This window comes from Embleya sp. NPDC020630 (genome assembly GCF_044334985.1).
In the GTDB taxonomy this organism is placed as follows: Bacteria; Actinomycetota; Actinomycetes; order Streptomycetales; family Streptomycetaceae; genus Embleya.
On the sequence record NZ_JBIRUB010000002.1, the window covers coordinates 255707 to 272288 of the forward strand.

14 protein-coding genes are annotated in these 16582 nt (G+C 74.7%); 9 read left to right on the forward strand and 5 right to left on the reverse strand.

All coding sequences use genetic code 11. From position 1 onward, the window contains the following. Window positions 1-37: 37 nt before the first annotated feature. Complete coding sequence (locus ACH4XV_RS07300; protein ID WP_395787390.1) at window positions 38-1234, reverse strand: RNA polymerase sigma factor; 1197 nt, start codon at window positions 1232-1234, stop codon at window positions 38-40. 140 nt (window positions 1235-1374) lie between these two features. Here ACH4XV_RS07300 and ACH4XV_RS07305 point away from each other — a divergent pair, with 140 nt between their 5' ends. Beyond that, window positions 1375-3375: a DUF6350 family protein gene (locus ACH4XV_RS07305; RefSeq protein WP_395788621.1), complete on the forward strand. Its 2001-nt coding sequence runs from the start codon at window positions 1375-1377 to the stop codon at window positions 3373-3375. On the opposite strand, the gene ACH4XV_RS07310 is transcribed toward ACH4XV_RS07305, so the two are convergent. After that, window positions 3372-4031 (reverse strand): hypothetical protein, encoded by a 660-nt coding sequence (locus tag ACH4XV_RS07310; protein ID WP_395787392.1) that lies wholly within the window; start codon window positions 4029-4031, stop codon window positions 3372-3374. The genes ACH4XV_RS07305 and ACH4XV_RS07310 overlap by 4 nt on opposite strands. A 346-nt stretch (window positions 4032-4377) precedes the next feature. Here ACH4XV_RS07310 and purN point away from each other — a divergent pair, with 346 nt between their 5' ends. Together purN and purH are read left to right on the forward strand one after the other, a co-directional pair. Beyond that, on the forward strand, window positions 4378-5022 hold the full coding sequence (purN, locus tag ACH4XV_RS07315; RefSeq protein WP_380005291.1) for a phosphoribosylglycinamide formyltransferase: 645 nt from the start codon (window positions 4378-4380) through the stop codon (window positions 5020-5022). After that, window positions 5019-6605 carry a bifunctional phosphoribosylaminoimidazolecarboxamide formyltransferase/IMP cyclohydrolase gene (purH, locus tag ACH4XV_RS07320; protein WP_395787394.1) on the forward strand — a complete coding sequence of 529 codons (1587 nt, stop codon included), beginning with the start codon at window positions 5019-5021 and terminating at the stop codon, window positions 6603-6605. The genes purN and purH overlap by 4 nt, the downstream gene beginning before the upstream one ends. Window positions 6606-6701: 96 nt before the next feature. On the opposite strand, the gene ACH4XV_RS07325 is transcribed toward purH, so the two are convergent. Continuing rightward, a complete protein-coding gene (locus ACH4XV_RS07325) occupies window positions 6702-7349 on the reverse strand; it encodes an RDD family protein (RefSeq protein WP_395787396.1) in 648 nt (215 codons plus the stop codon). Window positions 7350-7586: 237 nt separating this feature from the next. Between ACH4XV_RS07325 and ACH4XV_RS07330 the strand changes: the two genes are divergently transcribed. From ACH4XV_RS07330 to ACH4XV_RS07340, 3 genes are all read left to right on the forward strand, one after another. Then, a complete protein-coding gene (locus tag ACH4XV_RS07330; protein WP_395787398.1) occupies window positions 7587-9776 on the forward strand; it encodes an FUSC family protein in 2190 nt (729 codons plus the stop codon). Continuing rightward, window positions 9773-10630 carry a bifunctional methylenetetrahydrofolate dehydrogenase/methenyltetrahydrofolate cyclohydrolase gene (locus tag ACH4XV_RS07335; RefSeq protein WP_380005283.1) on the forward strand — a complete coding sequence of 286 codons (858 nt, stop codon included), beginning with the start codon at window positions 9773-9775 and terminating at the stop codon, window positions 10628-10630. Before ACH4XV_RS07330 ends, ACH4XV_RS07335 begins: the two co-directional genes overlap by 4 nt. An 80-nt stretch (window positions 10631-10710) precedes the next feature. Then, entirely contained in the window at window positions 10711-11091 is a 381-nt protein-coding gene (locus tag ACH4XV_RS07340; protein WP_395787400.1) for a DUF3017 domain-containing protein, read from the forward strand. A 98-nt stretch (window positions 11092-11189) separates the two neighbouring features. On the opposite strand, the gene ACH4XV_RS07345 is transcribed toward ACH4XV_RS07340, so the two are convergent. Next, complete coding sequence (locus ACH4XV_RS07345; RefSeq protein ID WP_395787402.1) at window positions 11190-12578, reverse strand: glutamine synthetase; 1389 nt, start codon at window positions 12576-12578, stop codon at window positions 11190-11192. Window positions 12579-12840: 262 nt separating this feature from the next. Here ACH4XV_RS07345 and ACH4XV_RS07350 point away from each other — a divergent pair, with 262 nt between their 5' ends. Then, window positions 12841-13830: a malate dehydrogenase gene (locus ACH4XV_RS07350; RefSeq protein ID WP_395787404.1), complete on the forward strand. Its 990-nt coding sequence runs from the start codon at window positions 12841-12843 to the stop codon at window positions 13828-13830. Window positions 13831-13860: 30 nt separating this feature from the next. On the opposite strand, the gene ACH4XV_RS07355 is transcribed toward ACH4XV_RS07350, so the two are convergent. Beyond that, window positions 13861-15345 carry a PLP-dependent aminotransferase family protein gene (locus tag ACH4XV_RS07355; RefSeq protein ID WP_395787406.1) on the reverse strand — a complete coding sequence of 495 codons (1485 nt, stop codon included), beginning with the start codon at window positions 15343-15345 and terminating at the stop codon, window positions 13861-13863. 47 nt (window positions 15346-15392) lie between these two features. On the opposite strand from ACH4XV_RS07355, the gene ACH4XV_RS07360 reads away from it, so the two are divergent. Together ACH4XV_RS07360 and ACH4XV_RS07365 are read left to right on the forward strand one after the other, a co-directional pair. Next, the gene (locus ACH4XV_RS07360; protein WP_380005273.1) at window positions 15393-15896 is read left to right on the forward strand and encodes a carboxymuconolactone decarboxylase family protein; all 504 of its coding nucleotides are present in this window, start codon (window positions 15393-15395) and stop codon (window positions 15894-15896) included. An 84-nt stretch (window positions 15897-15980) separates the two neighbouring features. Continuing rightward, complete coding sequence (locus ACH4XV_RS07365; protein ID WP_395787408.1) at window positions 15981-16574, forward strand: WD40 repeat domain-containing protein; 594 nt, start codon at window positions 15981-15983, stop codon at window positions 16572-16574. The last annotated feature ends 8 nt before the right edge of the window (window positions 16575-16582 follow it).

Below are 16582 nucleotides of genomic sequence, written 5' to 3' on the forward strand. Positions count from 1 at the left end.
CCGGTGGGATGCGGGGCGTCGTGCCTTCCCCGGCCGGTCAGGGCTGCGCCGGCCGGCGCAGCCCGTTGTTCACGCAACTCGTGTCGAGGACGAAGGCCCGCTCCGGGGCCAGCAGCGAGGCCGGGCCGGTCGCCGCGGCCCCCGCGCCCGCCCGCAGGTCGGCCGCCGTCCCGGTCGTGGTCCGGGCACCGGTGGGCGTCGCCGGTCGAAGCAGCGGCGCGAGCCGCTCCGGGGCGGCGGGGGCCGGCGTCACACCGAGGGCCGGTTGCCCGCCCGCGGGCGGTGCGGGCGGCACGGGGGCCGCGGGGGACGGCGGCGCGGGCGCCTCGGGCGTGGCCGGCGCCTCGGTCGGCGCCTCCGTGCGCTCCACGGGCGCGGGCGGGGCCGCGGCGGGCGCCGGCGGGCTGTCGTCCGCCGACGCGGGCATCGGCGGCACCGGGCGGGCCGCCTCCGGGCCGGTGAGCGGCCGTACCCGGTCGCCCCCGCGCGAGTCGCGGGAGGTGCCCGGGGTGAGCAGCCGGGGGAGCGCGGCGACGAAGAGCGCCAGGATCGCCGCGACCACCACGGTGACCAGCGTCGCGGTCCGTGCCCGGCTGCCCACGCGCGCGGCGTGGGCCTGCGGGACTTCCGGCGCGTGGCGGGCGGCCAGGTCGCGGGTGAGCGTGCTCAGGAACGCGTGTGCCTCGGCGCAGTTCGGCGACGGGCCGGTGATCGCCGGGATCCGGTCGGCGAGGTCCTCGTGGGCGTGTATCAGCCGGATCCGGGTCACCTCGGTGGTCGCCTCGGTCTCGGCCGCCACCTGCTCCGGGGACAACCCGAACAGGTGCCGCAGGACGAAGACCCGGCGCCGGTGCGCGGGCACCCGCTGGAGCGCGCGCAGGAGCGCGACGTCCTGGTCGCGCCGCGTGTCGTCGTCGGCGTGCGGAACCACCCGGGCGGTGCGGTCGGGGTGCGGTACGAGCCGCCACAGCGCCCGGCGGACCAGGAACCGGCGGCCCAGCGCGAGGTCGCCGGCGACGGTGCGGACGTAGGCGGCGTCGGCCGGGGTGTCCGCCGCGTCCGGCAGGTCGCGCCAGACCCGGGCGAAGGTGTGCCGGGTCACGTGCGCGGCTCGTGTGGGGCTCGCGGTCAACAGGAACGTGTAACGCGCGATGTCGGGGGCGGTCGCCGCGACCAGGGCGTCGAACCCCGGTGCGCTCGCGCCCGGGACCGTGTGCTCGTCGTCGATGCCCATGAGGGGCTGAGGTACCCGAGGGCCGACCGAAAATGCATATTAAATGCTTGTGATCGATCAAATGGGGTGTCTTGCCCCGCTCGGCAGGCATATGCGGCCCGGATCGCGGTCGCGCGGGCAGCATGGGGACTGTGACCGAAATGCCGGAAAACGAGCGTGGCTCGTCGGCGCCCTGGGCGGTGGTCCGAGCCGGCCCGTGGGCAGGCGTGGAGAGCCTGCTCGGACCCCGCTCCGGGCCCTTCGAGCACCCCTTCGAGCAGCCGCCCGCGCCGTCGGGCACGCCCCCCACCTCGCTCGACGAGACGGCGGAGCCGGCCCGAGCGGCCGACGCGGTACATACCCACGACACGCCGACGTGGACGCCTCGGCAACCCCCGGCGGCACCGGACCCGGCGCACGCGCCTTCGGCGACACCCCAGGCGCCGGAAACGGCCTACGAAGCCCCGGCGGTGCCCCCGCGCCCCGATGCCCCGCCCCCGGTCGTTCCGCCCAGGCCCGACCGCCCCCCGGACGCCCTCCCCGCGCTCGCCCCGGTCGAGACCCCCGACGCCGGCGAACCACCGCCCGCCCACCCCTGGGGCCCGCCCGCGCCCACCGGTCCGGCGCTGCCCGCGTGGTCCACGCTGCCCGGCGCGGCGGCCCTGACCGCCCTCGCCGCGCACCGCCCCGACATCGCCCGGATCGCCCAGGCGCTGGCCCGAGGCGTGGTGTCCGCGCTGCTCGTGGCCGCGGCCGGGCTCAGCACGGTCGCCCTGCTGGTCCTGATCGTGGCCACCTGCGGCATCGGCTCGGGCAGCTTCGACCACCCCCAGGCGCTGCTGCGCGTGGTCGGCGGGATCTGGCTCGCCGCGCATCACGTCGGCTTCGAGGTCGTGGAGACCAGCCACGCCGCCACCGGCTCCGTCGCGCCGATCGTGACCGTGGTGCCGCTGCGGCTCGCCCCGCTCGGGCTGACCGTCCCGCTGATCTGGCTGCTGTGCCGGATGGGCCGACGGCTCGCCGACGGCGTCGCCGGGACCGCGCTCGTGCTCGCGGCGCAGGTGCCGGTGTACACGGGCCTGATGTACGCGGTGGCCGCCGGCGTCGGCACCGCGAGCGTGCGGCCGGTCCCGGACACGGTCGCGGTCGCCGGGATCGGTGTCCTGACCGCGGGCGTGCTGGGCGCGTTCGGCCCGATCCTGGTCCGGGTGCCCGCGGTCCGCGCCGGTCTGGCCTCGGCCGCGGTGCTCGCGGCGGGCGGGGCGCTGCTGGTCCTGGTCTGTCTGTTCGCCCACGCGGGGCAGATCCGCCTGGCCCTGAAGCTGACCACGAACGACGCGGTCGGCTTCGCGGCGCTGGCCGTGTTGTGCGCGGCCCTGGTGCCCAACGCGATCGTATGGGCGGTGTGCTACGCGGCCGGCACCGGCTTCGTGCTGGGCGCGGCCACCACCATCGCGCCCACCGGCAGCACGTTCGGCACGCTGCCCACGCTGCCGCTGCTCGCCGCCCTGCCGGGCCCCGCGACGGTGCCCTCGACCGCATGGGCGCCCGCGGTGCTGCCGGTGCTCGCGGGCGTCGTGGCGGGCTGCTTCGCGGCCCGCGCCGAGCCGCCCCGGTCCTGGCTCCCGGTCACCGCGCACGCGGTCGGCGCCGGAGTGGGCGTCGGCCTGCTCGCCCTCGCCTCGACCCGGCTGGCCACCGGCACCGCCGGCCTGGCCAACCTCGCCGACCTGGGCCCGAACGTATGGCGCACCGCCGCCGCGCTCACTGTCGAGATCGCCCTGGTCGCCGCCCCCGCCGCCCTGGCCGCCACGTGGTGGCGCGGCCGGAAGACCCCGAGACGCCCGGCGGACCCGCCCGGCCCGGACGACGCGACGACCCCCGGGAGCGCGGCAGGCCCGGCGAGCCCGCAGACCCCAAAAAGCCCGGAGGCCGCCCCCGCCACGGCGGAGACGGCCCTCGCCTCGTTCCATCCCGACCCGACCGACACCGGAGCGCACCCGCTCCTCGCATCCGCGGAACCCCGGAACACGAAGCCCCGAGGCTCCAAGCCCCGAAACCCCGAACACCGAAACCCCGAACACCGAAACGCCGAGCCCCGAGACTCCGAACGCCGGAGGGTCGAGCCCCGAACCCGACAGGACCCCTGGTCAGAGCCCTAGAACGTGCCGTCCACGACCCAGTGGTACCGGTCCGGCAGCTTGTCCAGGCAGCGCTGTTCGCCCGTCTTGGTGAGCGCGCTGTCCATGCAGTCGTAGTAGTCCTTGTTGACCGCCTCGAAGGTCCACACGCCCAGCACGTAGACCACCGCGATCGCGCCGGTGACCAAACCCGCGAGCGCGGCGCCCGAACGGGCGCGCGCCGGCCGGCGCACGCGCGGCCGGTGGGCCGGGCCGCCGGGGGCGTGCCCCGGGTGTCGGGCGGTGCCGCCCGGGCCCTCCTCGATCCGCGGCCCGGCGGTGGCCGAGGTGGTGCCGCGGACGGTGCGAATGCCGAGTGCCAGGGCGACCACACCCAGCACCACGCCGAGCACCAGGCCCAGGTCGGACGGGAAGAACAGGGCGAAGAACACCGCCCACACCCCCGCCCACAGCGCCAGGCGCGCGTTGCGGACCCGGACGTCCTTCGGGTCGGGCTGCTCGCGCGGCTCGCGCGGTGCCCGCTGCGGCCGGTCCTCGCGGCCCTGTCGGTTGCCTCCGTTGCCGTCCCCTCGCCCGTTGCCGGGCACGTTCCACGGGGCGGCCGGCGGGCGGTCGGGCGTACCCTCCGGCGGCGGGGCGTAGGGATCCCGCTCGTCGGTTTCGTTGCCGGTACTCATCCTCTGCCTGCCCTCGTCGTGCCGGATCGCGGGATTCCCTTCCCAGGATCGTACGTGTGCGGGGTGCACCGTAGCCGGGCGGCGGCGTCCGCGGGGCCCGGAGGCCCCCGTCGACCGCGGCCCGTGGGCCCGTCGACCGGATCACGCCGGCACCGCCGATGGCATCCCACCCCGCCGGTTCGGTACTGCCTACCCCCTGACGCTATCGTTGCCGACGTACGGGCGCCGCTCCGTGTTCCCGCCTCCCGTCGGGGAACGCCCGCCGGACCCGTGCGAGATCCCGGCGAGAGCCCGAATCCCTTGGGTGCCCCTCCCGCCCTTCCCTTCCGGAAAGAGCTTGAAAGCAGTGGCCGTTCACGCCCCGCGCACCCCCGGGCCGGCCCGGCTCGTCGTCCTCGTCTCCGGCTCCGGCACCAACCTGCAGGCCCTGCTCGACGCGTGCGCGGATCCCGCGTACGGGGCGCGTGTGGTGGCCGTGGGCGCCGACCGCGACAACATCGCGGGGCCGGCCCGCGCCGAACGCGCCGGTGTACCGACCTTCGTCGAGCGGGTGTCCGACCACCCCACCCGGGCCGACTGGGACGCGGCGCTCGCCGCCGCGGTCGCCGCGTACGAGCCCGACCTGGTCGTCTCGGCCGGCTTCATGAAGATCCTGGGCCCGCGCTTTCTGGCCCGCTTCGAGGGACGCACCGTCAACACCCACCCCGCACTGCTGCCCTCGTTCCCGGGCGCGCACGGCGTCCGGGACGCGCTCGCGTACGGCGCCAAGGTGACCGGCTGCACGGTGCACCTCGTGGACGCCGGCGTGGACACCGGGCCGATCATCGCTCAGGGCGTCGTCGCGGTCGAGGACGGCGATCACGCCGACGGCGGCGAGGCGCTGCACGAGCGCATCAAGACTGTCGAGCGCACCCTGCTCGTCGAGGTCGTGGGCCGGCTGGCCCGCGAGGGCTACCGCATCGAAGGAAGAAAGGTCCGGATCCCCGCATGACTTCCGCCGCCCCCACCCCCACCCCCGCCGACCAGGACGGGCTGCGCCCGATCCGTCGCGCGCTGATCAGCGTGTACGACAAGACCGGCCTGGAGGAGCTGGCCCGCGGCCTGCACGCCGCCGGGGTCGAACTGGTCTCCACCGGCTCCACCGCCGGTCGGATCGCCGCCGCGGGCGTGCCCGTGACCAAGGTCGAGGAGCTGACCGGCTTCCCCGAGTGCCTGGACGGCCGGGTCAAGACGCTGCACCCGCGCGTACACGCCGGCATCCTCGCCGACCTGCGCCTGGAGTCGCACCGCGCGCAGCTCGACGAGCTGGAGATCCGGCCGTTCGACCTGGTCGTGGTCAACCTGTACCCGTTCACCGCGACCGTCGAGTCGGGCGCCACGCCGGACGAGTGTGTCGAGCAGATCGACATCGGCGGGCCCTCGATGGTGCGTGCCGCGGCCAAGAACCACCCGTCCGTGGCCGTGGTGACCAGCCCGGACCGCTACGCCGACGTGCTCGCCGCGATCGAGGCCGGCGGCTTCGACCTCGCGCAGCGCAAGCGGCTCGCGGGCGAGGCGTTCGGCCACACCGCCGCGTACGACGTCGCGGTCGCGTCCTGGTTCTCGAGCAGCTACGCCCCGGCCGACGACGAGGGCTTTCCGGCCTTCCTCGGCTCGGTGCGGCGCCGCGAGAACGTGCTCCGCTACGGCGAGAACCCGCACCAGGCCGCCGCGCTCTACGTGGACGGCACCGGCGGGCTGGCCGGCGCCGAGCAGCTGCACGGCAAGGAGATGTCCTACAACAACTACCAGGACACCGACGCGGCCCGCCGCGCCGCCTACGACCACGAGCAGCCGTGCGTGGCGATCATCAAGCACGCCAACCCGTGCGGCATCGCGATCGGCGAGACCGTCGCCGAGGCGCACCTGCGGGCGCACGCGAGCGACCCGCTGTCCGCCTTCGGCGGCGTGATCGCGGTCAACCGGCCGGTGAGCGTGGCGATGGCCGAGCAGGTCGCGGAGATCTTCACCGAGGTCATCGTGGCGCCGGGCTATGAGGACGGCGCGGTCGAGGTGCTGGCCCGGAAGAAGAACATCCGGGTACTGCGCGCGCCCGAGGCGCCCGCCACGCCGGTCGAGTTCCGCCAGATCGACGGCGGGCTGCTGCTTCAGAACGCCGACCGCTACCAGGCGCCCGGCGACGACGCGGCTGCCTGGACGCTGGCCACCGGCGAGCCGGCCGACGCCGAGACGCTGCGCGACCTGGTGTTCGCCTGGCGGGCGGTACGCGCGGTCAAGTCCAACGCGATCCTCCTCGCGTCGGGCGGCGCGACCGTCGGGGTGGGCATGGGCCAGGTCAACCGGGTCGACTCGGCCCGGCTCGCGGTGCAGCGCGCCGGCGAGCGGGCGGCCGGCTCGGTGGGCGCGTCCGACGCGTTCTTCCCGTTCCCCGACGGCCTGGAGGTGCTGATCGAGGGCGGCGTCAAGGCGGTCGTGCAGCCGGGCGGCTCGGTCCGCGACGAGCAGGTGGTCGAGGCCGCGCGCGCGGCCGGCATCACCATGTACTTCACCGGGACCCGGCACTTCTTCCACTGATCCGGATCCACCGATCGGGTCCCACCGATCAGGTCCCGGACACACGCGAGGCGCGACCCCGAACGGGGCCGCGCCTCGCGCGCGTGGTGGGGGTGCTCAGACCTTGACCACGACCGTCGAGCACACCTTGTCGGCGAAGGTCTGCTTCTTGTCGTCCCACAGCGGCCACAACAAGCCGAGGAAACACGTGATGACGTCGAGGAAGTGCGCGATGGCGCGGACGAAGGCCATCCCGAAACCGGCCGGCATGCCGTCCCGCTCGCGCAACACCTTGATCCCGACCGCCTTCTTGCCGATCGTCTGACCGGTCTTGCCCTGGCGGTAGAGCTGCCAGAGACCGAACAGGAACGAGAGCACACCGCCGACGACCATCAGCACGATCGGACCGGACCCACCGTCGTAGGTGGTCGTCTCGGTGCCGTCGAGGTTGCTGGTGGTCTCGGTCTTGTCCATGAACATCCCGAACCCGATGTAGTACGGGATCATCACCGGCAACATGACGAGCCCGTCCAGGAGCGCCCCACCCACGCGCCGCCCCCAGCTCGCGCAGTAGTCGCCGAGATTCTGCGGCGGCCCGTAGCCGTACGGCTGGGCGTAGCCGGCCTGCTGACCGTAATCCGGCTGGCCGTAGGCCGGTTGGCCGTAGGCAGGTTGACCGTAACCGGGCTGTTGGCCGTAGCCCGCGCCTTGGCCCTCGGCGCCGTACCCGGGCGGCGGGCCGTACGGACCCGGAGGTTGGGACATGTGGAACTCTCCCCTGAGAACGCGCGCACACCGTGCGCGACGCCGGTGACCCCCGGGCATGTCGACGCGCGAGCGCCGTATTCGAGCCCGGCGTCGCCCCCACGACCCGAGAGTCCGTTGGAGGCGGCACCTTATACCGAAGCGGTTGGCGCCGGGTAGGTCCCCGCCGGTTCGGTGAGCGGGATCATGCCCGAGTGGGACTTGGCATTCCCGGCGAAACGTGCGTTGCATGGGAGCATGCAGGATCAGGCGACCCCGGGACCCCATCCGGAACGTGCACCCCTCGCGTTGCCGCCCGGGCCCTCGGCGGACCCGAACGGGCCGCCGACGTTGCCTCCGTTCCCGGCGGTGCATCCGCCGGAGCTGGGCCCGCAGAACCAGATCAGGCCGCTGGTCACGCTCACCGGGAAGGGTTTCACCTGGGCCGCCGGGATCCGGGCCGCGCTCGGCGTCGGCATCCCCTTCGCGATCGTCACCGCGACGCTCGGCCTCGGCGACGCCACCTTCGCCGCGCTCGGCGGCTACACCGTTCTGTACGCGGCCAAGGAGCCCTACGCGCGTCGCGGCATCACCCTCGCGCTGGTCGGCCTGGGCCTGGCCGTGTCGCTGATGCTGGGCTCGCTCGCGGCCGGCACCCCGCTGTTGTACGTCCCGGTGATCACCGTGGTGGCCGGCATCGCCACCTTCCTGTGCGGCGCGCTCCAGGTGGACCGTCCCGGCGGGTACATGTTCACCCTGGTCTGCGCGATGGGCGCGTTTTTGCCGCACCAGCCAGACCGGGTGCTCGAACGCGGCGCCCTCGTGCTCGTGGGCGCCGCCGGGGCCTGGCTGGTGTCGATGTCCGGCTGGCTGGTGCGCCCGCGCCACCCCGAGCACCTGGCGCTCGCCGCCTGCTTCGAGGCGCTGGCCGACTTCTTCGCCGCGATCGGCGACCAGCCGAGCGACGCCGCCAGGCACCGCGCCTCCGAGACCGTGCACAGCGCGTGGGTGACCGTGCTGCGCGCCGACACCAGACGCAACCGGCGCACCGGTGAGGCCCGCCGCCTGCGGGTGTTGTGCCGGCGCGCGCTCGACCTGTTCCAGGCCGCCCAGCTGCTCGCCGTCGAGCGGGACCGGCCGCTGCCGGCGGAGATCACCGAGACCGTGCGCGCGCTGGCCGGCGCCGTCGGGCGGCCCACCCTCGTCCCGGTGCTGCCCGCGGTGCTCGCCGACACCGAGACCGACGCCGAACGCACGCTGCGCACCGCGCTGCGGGCCGCCGCCGCGGCGGCCGGGCAACCCGCGGTCAAGGAGGGCGAGATCATCCCCGGCCGGCGGCCCAGCGCCGGCGAGCGGATGCGCGCCGCGTTCGACCGGTCATCGCTGGTGCCGCCGACCGCGCTGCGCACCGGCCTCGGCGTCGGCTCGGCCGCGCTCGCCGCCGCGCTGCTGCCGGTGGTGCACCCCGTATGGGTGGCCATCGCCGCCGGTGCCGCGCTCCAGGGCGGCAACGTCGTGCTCGACTTCGGCCGGGTGCTGCAACGGGCGATCGGCACCCTGCTCGGCGTCGCGGTGATCGCGCTTTTCTTCCACGACCTGCGGCCCGACCAGTGGCTGGTGGTGGTCGTCGTCGCCCTGCTGTTCGGCGCCACCCAGACGGTGATCGCCCGCAACCTCGCCGTGGGCGCGGCCTGCGTGACCCCCGTCGGCCTGTTCCTGGCCGCCGCCGGCAGCCCCGGCGCGCACGTGGGCGACCTGGCCGCCACCCGGATGATCGACACCGTGCTCGGCCTGACGGTCGGCCTGGTCGCGAGCCTGGTGTTGTGGCCGCGCGCCTCGGCCACCCGGCTGCCCCGGCAGCTGGGCCGGGCCATCCGCGCCGAGGCGATGTTGCTGCGCGCCACCGTCACCGGGCAGATCGTCGACGATCGGGCCTGGGGCAGCACCCGCCGGGCCGCTCGCCGCGAACTGATCGACCTGTGGAGCGTGTACGAGTCCGCGCTCGGCGAGATCACCGGCCGGCATCTGGACGCGGAACGCCTGTGGCCCGCCATCGTCACCGCCCAGCGGCTGGGCTACCGGCTGATGACCGCGCCCGAGACCTACCGCACCGACTCGCCCGAGCCGATCCCCGAGGACGACCTGGCCCGACTCGACGCCTATGTCGAGGAACTGGCCTCGGCCGCCGAGGAGCGCCGCCCCCCGACCCTGCCCGAACTGCCGGACCTGTGGGGGTATCCGGTACTGCGGCAACACCTCAAGCGGCTCGGTCGGGTGATCACCCGCGCGAACGAACCGGTGGCGGCCCGGCACCTGCCCGCGTTCGTCCGGCAGCGCATCCTGGCCCCGCCGGCGCGGCTGCTGTACGGGGTCCGCCGCACGGCCGGCCCGGATACGGGACAATCGCAACGACCGGCCCGGAACCGTGGACCAGGAGAGACAACTTGAAGGCGCAGATCCTCGACGGCAAGGCCACCGCCGCCGCCATCAAAGCCGAACTGGCCGTACGGGCCGAGGCCCTCAAGGCCCGCGGCATCACGCCGGGTCTGGGCACCGTGCTCGTGGGCGACGACCCCGGCAGCCACTCGTACGTGCGCGGCAAGCACCGCGACTGCGCCCAGGTCGGCATCGCGAGCATCCAGCGCAACCTGCCCGCCGACGCGACGCAGGACCAGGTCGAGGACGTGGTCCGCGAGCTCAACGCGGACCCCGCCTGTACCGGCTACATCGTGCAGCTCCCGCTGCCCCGGCACCTGGACGCCAACCGGGTCCTGGAGCTGATGGACCCGGACAAGGACGCCGACGGCCTGCACCCGACCAACCTCGGCCGGCTGGTGCTCGGCCAGGAGGCGCCGCTGCCGTGCACGCCGCGCGGCATCGTGGAACTGCTGCGCCGGCACGACATCGAGATCAACGGCGCCGAGGTGTGCGTGATCGGCCGAGGGGTCACCGTCGGCCGCCCGATCGGCCTGCTGCTCACCCGCCGGACCGAGAACGCCACGGTGACCCTGTGCCACACGGGCACCAAGGAGCTGCCGTTCCACGTGCTCCAGGCCGACATCGTGATCGCCGCCGCCGGGGTGCCCGGACTGATCAGCGCGGACATGGTCAAGCCCGGCGCGGTGCTGCTCGACGTGGGCATCACCCGCACCGAGCACGGCCTGGTCGGCGACGTGCACCCGGAGGCGTACGAGAAGGCCGCGTGGGTCGCCCCGATGCCCGGTGGGGTGGGTCCGATGACCCGCGCGATGTTGCTCACCAACGTCGTCGAGGCCGCCGAGCGGCAGGTCACCGGTCTGTGACCCGGTCGCGACGGGCCCGGAGCCGCACCGCTCCGGGCCGGTCGCGGCATCGCTCGCCCTGTCGATGAGAGGTGGACGTGGTGGCAACGACTCGGGGGCGACGCAGGGAGGGCAGGAGGAAGGATCCGGGCACCTTCCCGCCCGAGGGCGGCGGCTCGCCGACCGGCCCCGGGCGGTTGCGCGAGTGGCCCGCGACGGTGGTCTTCGGCTGCCTGTTCGCCGCGCTGCTGACCGCGGCGCTGAGCGGGTTCCGTCCCGCCGCGATGATGATCGCCGGGACCTTCCTGGTCGCCGCGCTGTTGCGGGCGTTCGTGTCCGACGTGGGGGTGCTGGCGGTTCGCAGCCGGTTCACCGACGTGGCCATGCTGCTGATCTTCGGCGGCGCGGTCCTGCTCCTGGGGCTGAGCATCCCGGAACCGCTGGTCGACCTGCCGTGGGTGCCCAGGCGCACCGGCCGCTAGGTCCTGTCGGGCGGACCCGCCAAGATCCGCCGGACGGGGCCTGGTTCCAGGGCCGGTCGTACCGGCGCCCGGGTCCGACCCGGCGCGCCGGGTCGGGCCTAATACAACCGGCGCGCCTCGGCGGCGATCTCGTTCGGGGTCATCCCGGCCGAGCGGGTGATCTCGGCTCGGCGGACCGCGGTGATCGCGTCGAACAGGGTCTCGCCCAGGGCCTCGCGCAGCACCGTGCTCGCCTCCAGGGCGGCCAGCGCCGCCGCGGGGGAGCCGGGCAGGCGCGGTACGTCCCCGGCGGTCGAGGGGTCGCCCGGTACCTCCACCGGCAGCCGCAGGCCGTCCTCGAGCCCGGCCAGACCGGCCGCGATCACCGTGCCGACCACCAGATACGGATTGGCGGTCGCGTCGAAACACTTGAGCTCGGCGTTCGCGGTGTGCTGCCGCTCGCCGGCCATCCCGGTGACCAGCCGCATCGCGGCCTCGCGGTTCTCCAGGCCCCAGCAGCGGTACACCCCCGCCCACTGGGCCGGGACCAGACGCAGATGACTGGCCGCGCCGGGCGCGCCGATCGCGAGCAGCGCGGGCAACTCGCGCAGCACACCGGCCAGGAACGCCTCGCCCTCGTCGGTCAACCCCTGCGGCCCCTCACCCCCGTGGCACAGGTTCGTCCCGTCGCGCCACGGCGAGAAGTGCAGGTGCGCGCCGTTGCCCACCTCGCCGGGCACCACGCAGGGGGCGAAGCTGACCGCGTGCCCGTGTCGGGCGGCCACCGCCCGGATCGTCTCGCGCACCAGGATCGTGGTGTCCGCCGCGCCGACCGGATCCTCCGGGGCGACGGACACCTCCAACTGGCCGGCCGCGTATTCCGGATGCACCTGCAACACGCGCACGTCCTGCGCGGCGAGCGCGCGGATCAGCTCGCGCAGCTGGGCGGACACCCGCACCACCCGGGTCATCCCGTACGCGGCCTTGTGGAAGGCGGGCACGAAGCGGCCCGCCGCGTCCTCGGTGCCGGTGACCCATTCGACCTCGAAGCCCATTCGCAGCGTCAACCCGCGCAACCCGGCGCGGGCGGCCATCCGCCGGGCGAAGGTGCGCTGGCATCCCGCGTACGGCACGCCGTCCTGGGTGTAGCGGTCGCCGGGCGCCCACGCCCAGCCCGGTTGCGCGGCCAGCGGACGCAGCGCCGTCAGGTCGGGGACCAGGCGCAGATCACCCGCCGGACCGCCGACCAGGTTGCCCGCGGTGATCGAGTCGTCGGCGAGGAACACGTCGAACACGGGGGAGAAGCCCACGCCGTGCACGGCGACCGCGTCCAGGCGGGAGTACGGGACGGTCTTGACCCGGGTGATGCCCGCGTTGTCCACCCAGCCGAGCGCCACCGCGTCGATCGGGTCGACCGACGCGCCCTCGACCACGGGTGCGATCGGCACGGGCGCGGGCTCCGGCACCGCCGCCGGGATCGACGCGACGCGGTCCGGTGACATGCACATCGGGATCACCCTTCGAGGCCGAGCGACTTCGATCCGTCACGAACCTACCGGCCGGTTCCGCCGAAACGGAAACCGGCGAACCCGACGCACCCCGGCGGAGCGGGTGAGCCGAGACGCGCGGCCGGGCGAACCTCACACCGGTGGGTGGCCGAGCCGCCCCGGAGGCGGGGGTAGTGTGGCCGCGAAAAGTATCTCGATGCCGAGCTACCGGCGGACTGCCATCGGCGTCGGATCCCGCCGCAGCAGAGGAGACCCGCGCGCAATGTCCCGTACCCCCGTCAACGTCACCGTCACGGGCGCGGCCGGTCAGATCGGCTACGCGCTGCTGTTCCGCATCGCCTCCGGTCACCTGCTCGGCCCCGACACCCCGGTCCGCCTGCGCCTCCTGGAGATCCCCCAGGCGGTCAAGGCCGCCGAGGGCACCGCGATGGAGCTCGACGACTGCGCGTTCCCGCTGCTCGCCGGGATCGACATCTTCGACAACCCGACCGAGGGTTTCGCCGGCGCCAACGTGGCCCTGCTGGTCGGCGCCCGCCCCCGCACCAAGGGCATGGAGCGCGGCGACCTGCTGGCCGCCAACGGCGGCATCTTCAAGCCGCAGGGCGAGGCGATCAACGCCGGCGCGGCGGACGACATCAAGGTGCTCGTGGTCGGCAACCCGGCCAACACCAACGCGCTGATCGCGCAGCAGCACGCGCCCGACGTACCGGCCGAGCGCTTCACCGCGATGACCCGACTGGACCACAACCGCGCGCTGACCCAGCTCGCGAAGAAGGCCGGCGTCGCGGTCACCGACATCGCGAAGCTGACCATCTGGGGCAACCACTCGGCCACCCAGTACCCGGACATCTTCCACGCGCAGATCGCCGGCAAGAACGCCGCCGAGGTGGTCGACGACCGCACCTGGCTCGCCGACACCTTCATCCCCACCGTCGCCAAGCGCGGCGCGGCGATCATCGAGGCGCGCGGCGCGTCCTCGGCGGCGTCCGCGGCCAACGCGGCGATCGACCACGTGCACACCTGGGTCAACGGCACCGCCGACGGCGACTGGACCTCGATGGGTGTCGTCTCGGACGGCTCCTACGGGGTGCCCGAGGGCCTGATCTCGTCCTTCCCGGTGGTCTGCAAGGACGGCACGTGGGAGATCGTCCAGGGCCTGGACGTCAACGAGTTCTCCCGGGCGCGGATCGACGCCTCGGTGCAGGAGCTGGCCGAGGAGCGCGACGCGGTGCGCGAGCTGGGCCTGATCTGAGTCGGAGCCGGCGCCTTCGCGGCGCCGGCCTCACGCGGAATCGACCGGGGGCGGGCCGAACGGCCCGCCCCCGGTGTGTTCGGGGAGTCGGGCGCGCCCCGGCGCGGTCCTCGGCCCGAACAGCTCGGCCAGCGCGGCGACCAACGCCTCCAGCGTGCCGGCGAAGGCGGCCGCGGTGGGCGCCGCGTAGCCGACGACCAGCCCGGGCGGGTGCTCGGCGTACGGGGCCCGGTGGTACCAGCCCATGCGGTGCACCGCCACGCCGCGCCGGGCCAGCAGCGCGCGCGTCTCCTCCTCGCCCGGGCCGCCCTCGGGCAGTTCGAGCCGCACCTGCAGGCCCGCCGCGATACCGCACACCCGTACGGCCGGCACCCGCCGGGCCAGCTCCGCGACGAGCCGGTCGCGGCGGTCGCGGTAGGCCAGGCGGGCGCGGCGCACGTGCCGGTCCAGGTCGCCGGCGGCGATGAACTCGGCCAGAGTGAGCTGATCCAAGGTGCCCACCGTCAACTCGGGCCGGTCGCGGACCGCGAGCAGGTCGTCGAGCAGGTACGGCGGCACCACCAGCCAGCCGAGCCGCAGGCCCGGCGAGAGCATCTTGCTCGCGGTGCCCGCGTACACCACGTGCTCGGCGCCCAGACCCTGGAGCGCGCCGACCGGGTGCCGGTCGTAGCGGAACTCGCCGTCGTAGTCGTCCTCGATCACCACGCCACCGGTCCGCGCGGCCCAGCGCAGCGCCGCCGCGCGCCGGTCCGGGTGCAGCGGCACGCCCATCGGGGCCTGGTTGGCGGGGGTCAGCACGATCGCGTCCGCGTCGCCGGCCGTGTCGATCCGGGCGCCCTGCCCGTCCACCCCGACGGTGCCGACCTCGACGCCGGTGCGGGCCACGATCTCGCGCAGGAACGGCAGCCCCGGATTCTCCATCGCGATCCGGCGCGCACCGCGGGCCGCCAGCGTGTGGCCGAGCAGGTACAGGCCCTGCGTGTAGCCCGCGCACACCACGATGCGATCCGGCCGGGTGCGCACGCCCCGGACCCGGCCGAGGTAGTCGGCCAGGCGCTCGCGCAGTTCGATCCGGCCGCGCGGGTCGGCCTGCGGCCAGAACGCGTCGGGTCCGGCGGCGGCCAGCGCGCGCCGCTGGGCCGCGGCCCAGCGGGCCCGGGGGAACGCGGACAGGTCCGGGCGTCCGGGCCGCAGGTCGAAGCGCGGGGCCGAGGCGCGCGCGTACACCGGCACCGGCACCGGGTCGGCCGGGCGTTCGGCGACCACGGTGCCGGCGCCCCGGCGGGCGATCAGATACCCCTCGGCGACGAGTTGGGCGTACGCCTCGGCGACCGTGTTGCGGGCCATCGCCAGGTCCACGGCCAGGGTGCGCGAGGAGGGCAGCCGGGTGCCGGGGGCGAGCCGGCCGTCCACGATCGCCGCGCGCAGCGCACGCTCCAGTCCGATCCGCCGGCCGCGCACGGGGCCGGGTTCCAGGTACAGATCCACATCGCCGATGGCCCAGGAACTCCGCATGGGATTGGACCTTAATCGTGGTCCGATCCGTACGTAGGGTCGTGGTCATGAGCATTCAGGAAGTGACCGAGGAAACCCCCGTCGCCGGCGACCCGGCCCGACTGCCCCTCAAGCCCCTGCACGGCGCCGCGTACAAGGCCGCCATCGCGCTGAGCAAGGCGGCGGCCGAGGGTCTGGACCCGATCGTCGCGGAGCTGATCAAGATCCGCGCGTCGCAGATCAACGGCTGCGCCTACTGCGTGGACATGCACACCAAGGACGCCCGCGAACTCGGCGAGACCGAGCAGCGCATGCACGCGATCCCGGTGTGGCGCGAGACGCCGTTCTTCACCGCCCGCGAGCGAGCGGTGCTGGCCCTGACCGAGGCGGTCACGCTGCTCACCGAGGGACACGTGCCGACGCCGGTCTGGGACGAGGCGGCGAAGTACTTCGACGACGTGGAGATGGGCCAGATCGTCTGGTCGATCGCCGCGATCAACACCCTCAACCGGGTCGGCGTCGCCACGCGCGCATGGGTGGCGGGCTCGTACCGTCCCGACCTGGCTCGTTGACGGATCCCGCGCCGCGCCGCCCGGACCCGGCGCACTGACGGATCCCGCTCCGGCGGCTCGCCGTGTTCGGGGCGTCCGGCGGCGGTGAGTCCTCGCTCGTCCGCGCCGGGACTGGCCGGCCCGGACGAGGTCCGGCAGCCGTGCCGACTCGCCCCCGGCGCACACCCCCTGGTCGAACTCGCCCACGCGACGGGCGGATTGCCGGACGCGCACCTCGACCCCGACCTCGACCCGGACGTGGTCGCCGCGCGACCGGCCGAGGAGCCCGGCACGCTCGGCCGGGCGCTCGACGCCTGGATGGCGAACCGGCCCGACACCCGACTGGTAATGGTGATCGACCAGTTCGAGGAGGCGTTGACGCTGTGTGCGGACGAGGCCGGCCGGGACTTCACCACCCGGCTGTGGGACGTGTCCGAGCCCACTCGGCCCCGCCCGTTGGTGACCGGGACCGGCCACACCAACACCGTTTTCGCGGTCGCCTTCAGTCCCGACGGGCGCACCCTGGCCTCGGTGAGCGCCGACCACGCCGCTCGGCCGACCGATGTCACGGGGCCGATCCTCGCCGGGCACGACGGCGCCCTGTCGGCCGTCGCGTTCGGCCCGAACGGCCGCACCGCGCTGGTCGGCGGCGAGGACTTCACGGCCCGGCCGTGTCGGCGAGTCCGGTGCCCAGGGTGACCACGATC

Excerpts from the sequence above, each read along its gene's own strand:
- ACH4XV_RS07325 (WP_395787396.1), bottom strand. The coding sequence starts at position 7,349 with ATGTCCCAACCTCCGGGTCCGTACGGCCCGCCGCCCGGGTACGGCGCC.
- ACH4XV_RS07330 (WP_395787398.1), top strand. The coding sequence starts at position 7,587 with ATGCAGGATCAGGCGACCCCGGGACCCCATCCGGAACGTGCACCCCTC.
- ACH4XV_RS07310 (WP_395787392.1), bottom strand. The coding sequence starts at position 4,031 with ATGAGTACCGGCAACGAAACCGACGAGCGGGATCCCTACGCCCCGCCG.
- ACH4XV_RS07345 (WP_395787402.1), bottom strand. The coding sequence starts at position 12,578 with ATGTGCATGTCACCGGACCGCGTCGCGTCGATCCCGGCGGCGGTGCCG.
- purH (WP_395787394.1), top strand. The coding sequence starts at position 5,019 with ATGACTTCCGCCGCCCCCACCCCCACCCCCGCCGACCAGGACGGGCTG.
- ACH4XV_RS07355 (WP_395787406.1), bottom strand. The coding sequence starts at position 15,345 with ATGCGGAGTTCCTGGGCCATCGGCGATGTGGATCTGTACCTGGAACCC.
- ACH4XV_RS07305 (WP_395788621.1), top strand. The coding sequence starts at position 1,375 with ATGCCGGAAAACGAGCGTGGCTCGTCGGCGCCCTGGGCGGTGGTCCGA.
- ACH4XV_RS07350 (WP_395787404.1), top strand. The coding sequence starts at position 12,841 with ATGTCCCGTACCCCCGTCAACGTCACCGTCACGGGCGCGGCCGGTCAG.
- ACH4XV_RS07360 (WP_380005273.1), top strand. The coding sequence starts at position 15,393 with ATGAGCATTCAGGAAGTGACCGAGGAAACCCCCGTCGCCGGCGACCCG.
- ACH4XV_RS07300 (WP_395787390.1), bottom strand. The coding sequence starts at position 1,234 with ATGGGCATCGACGACGAGCACACGGTCCCGGGCGCGAGCGCACCGGGG.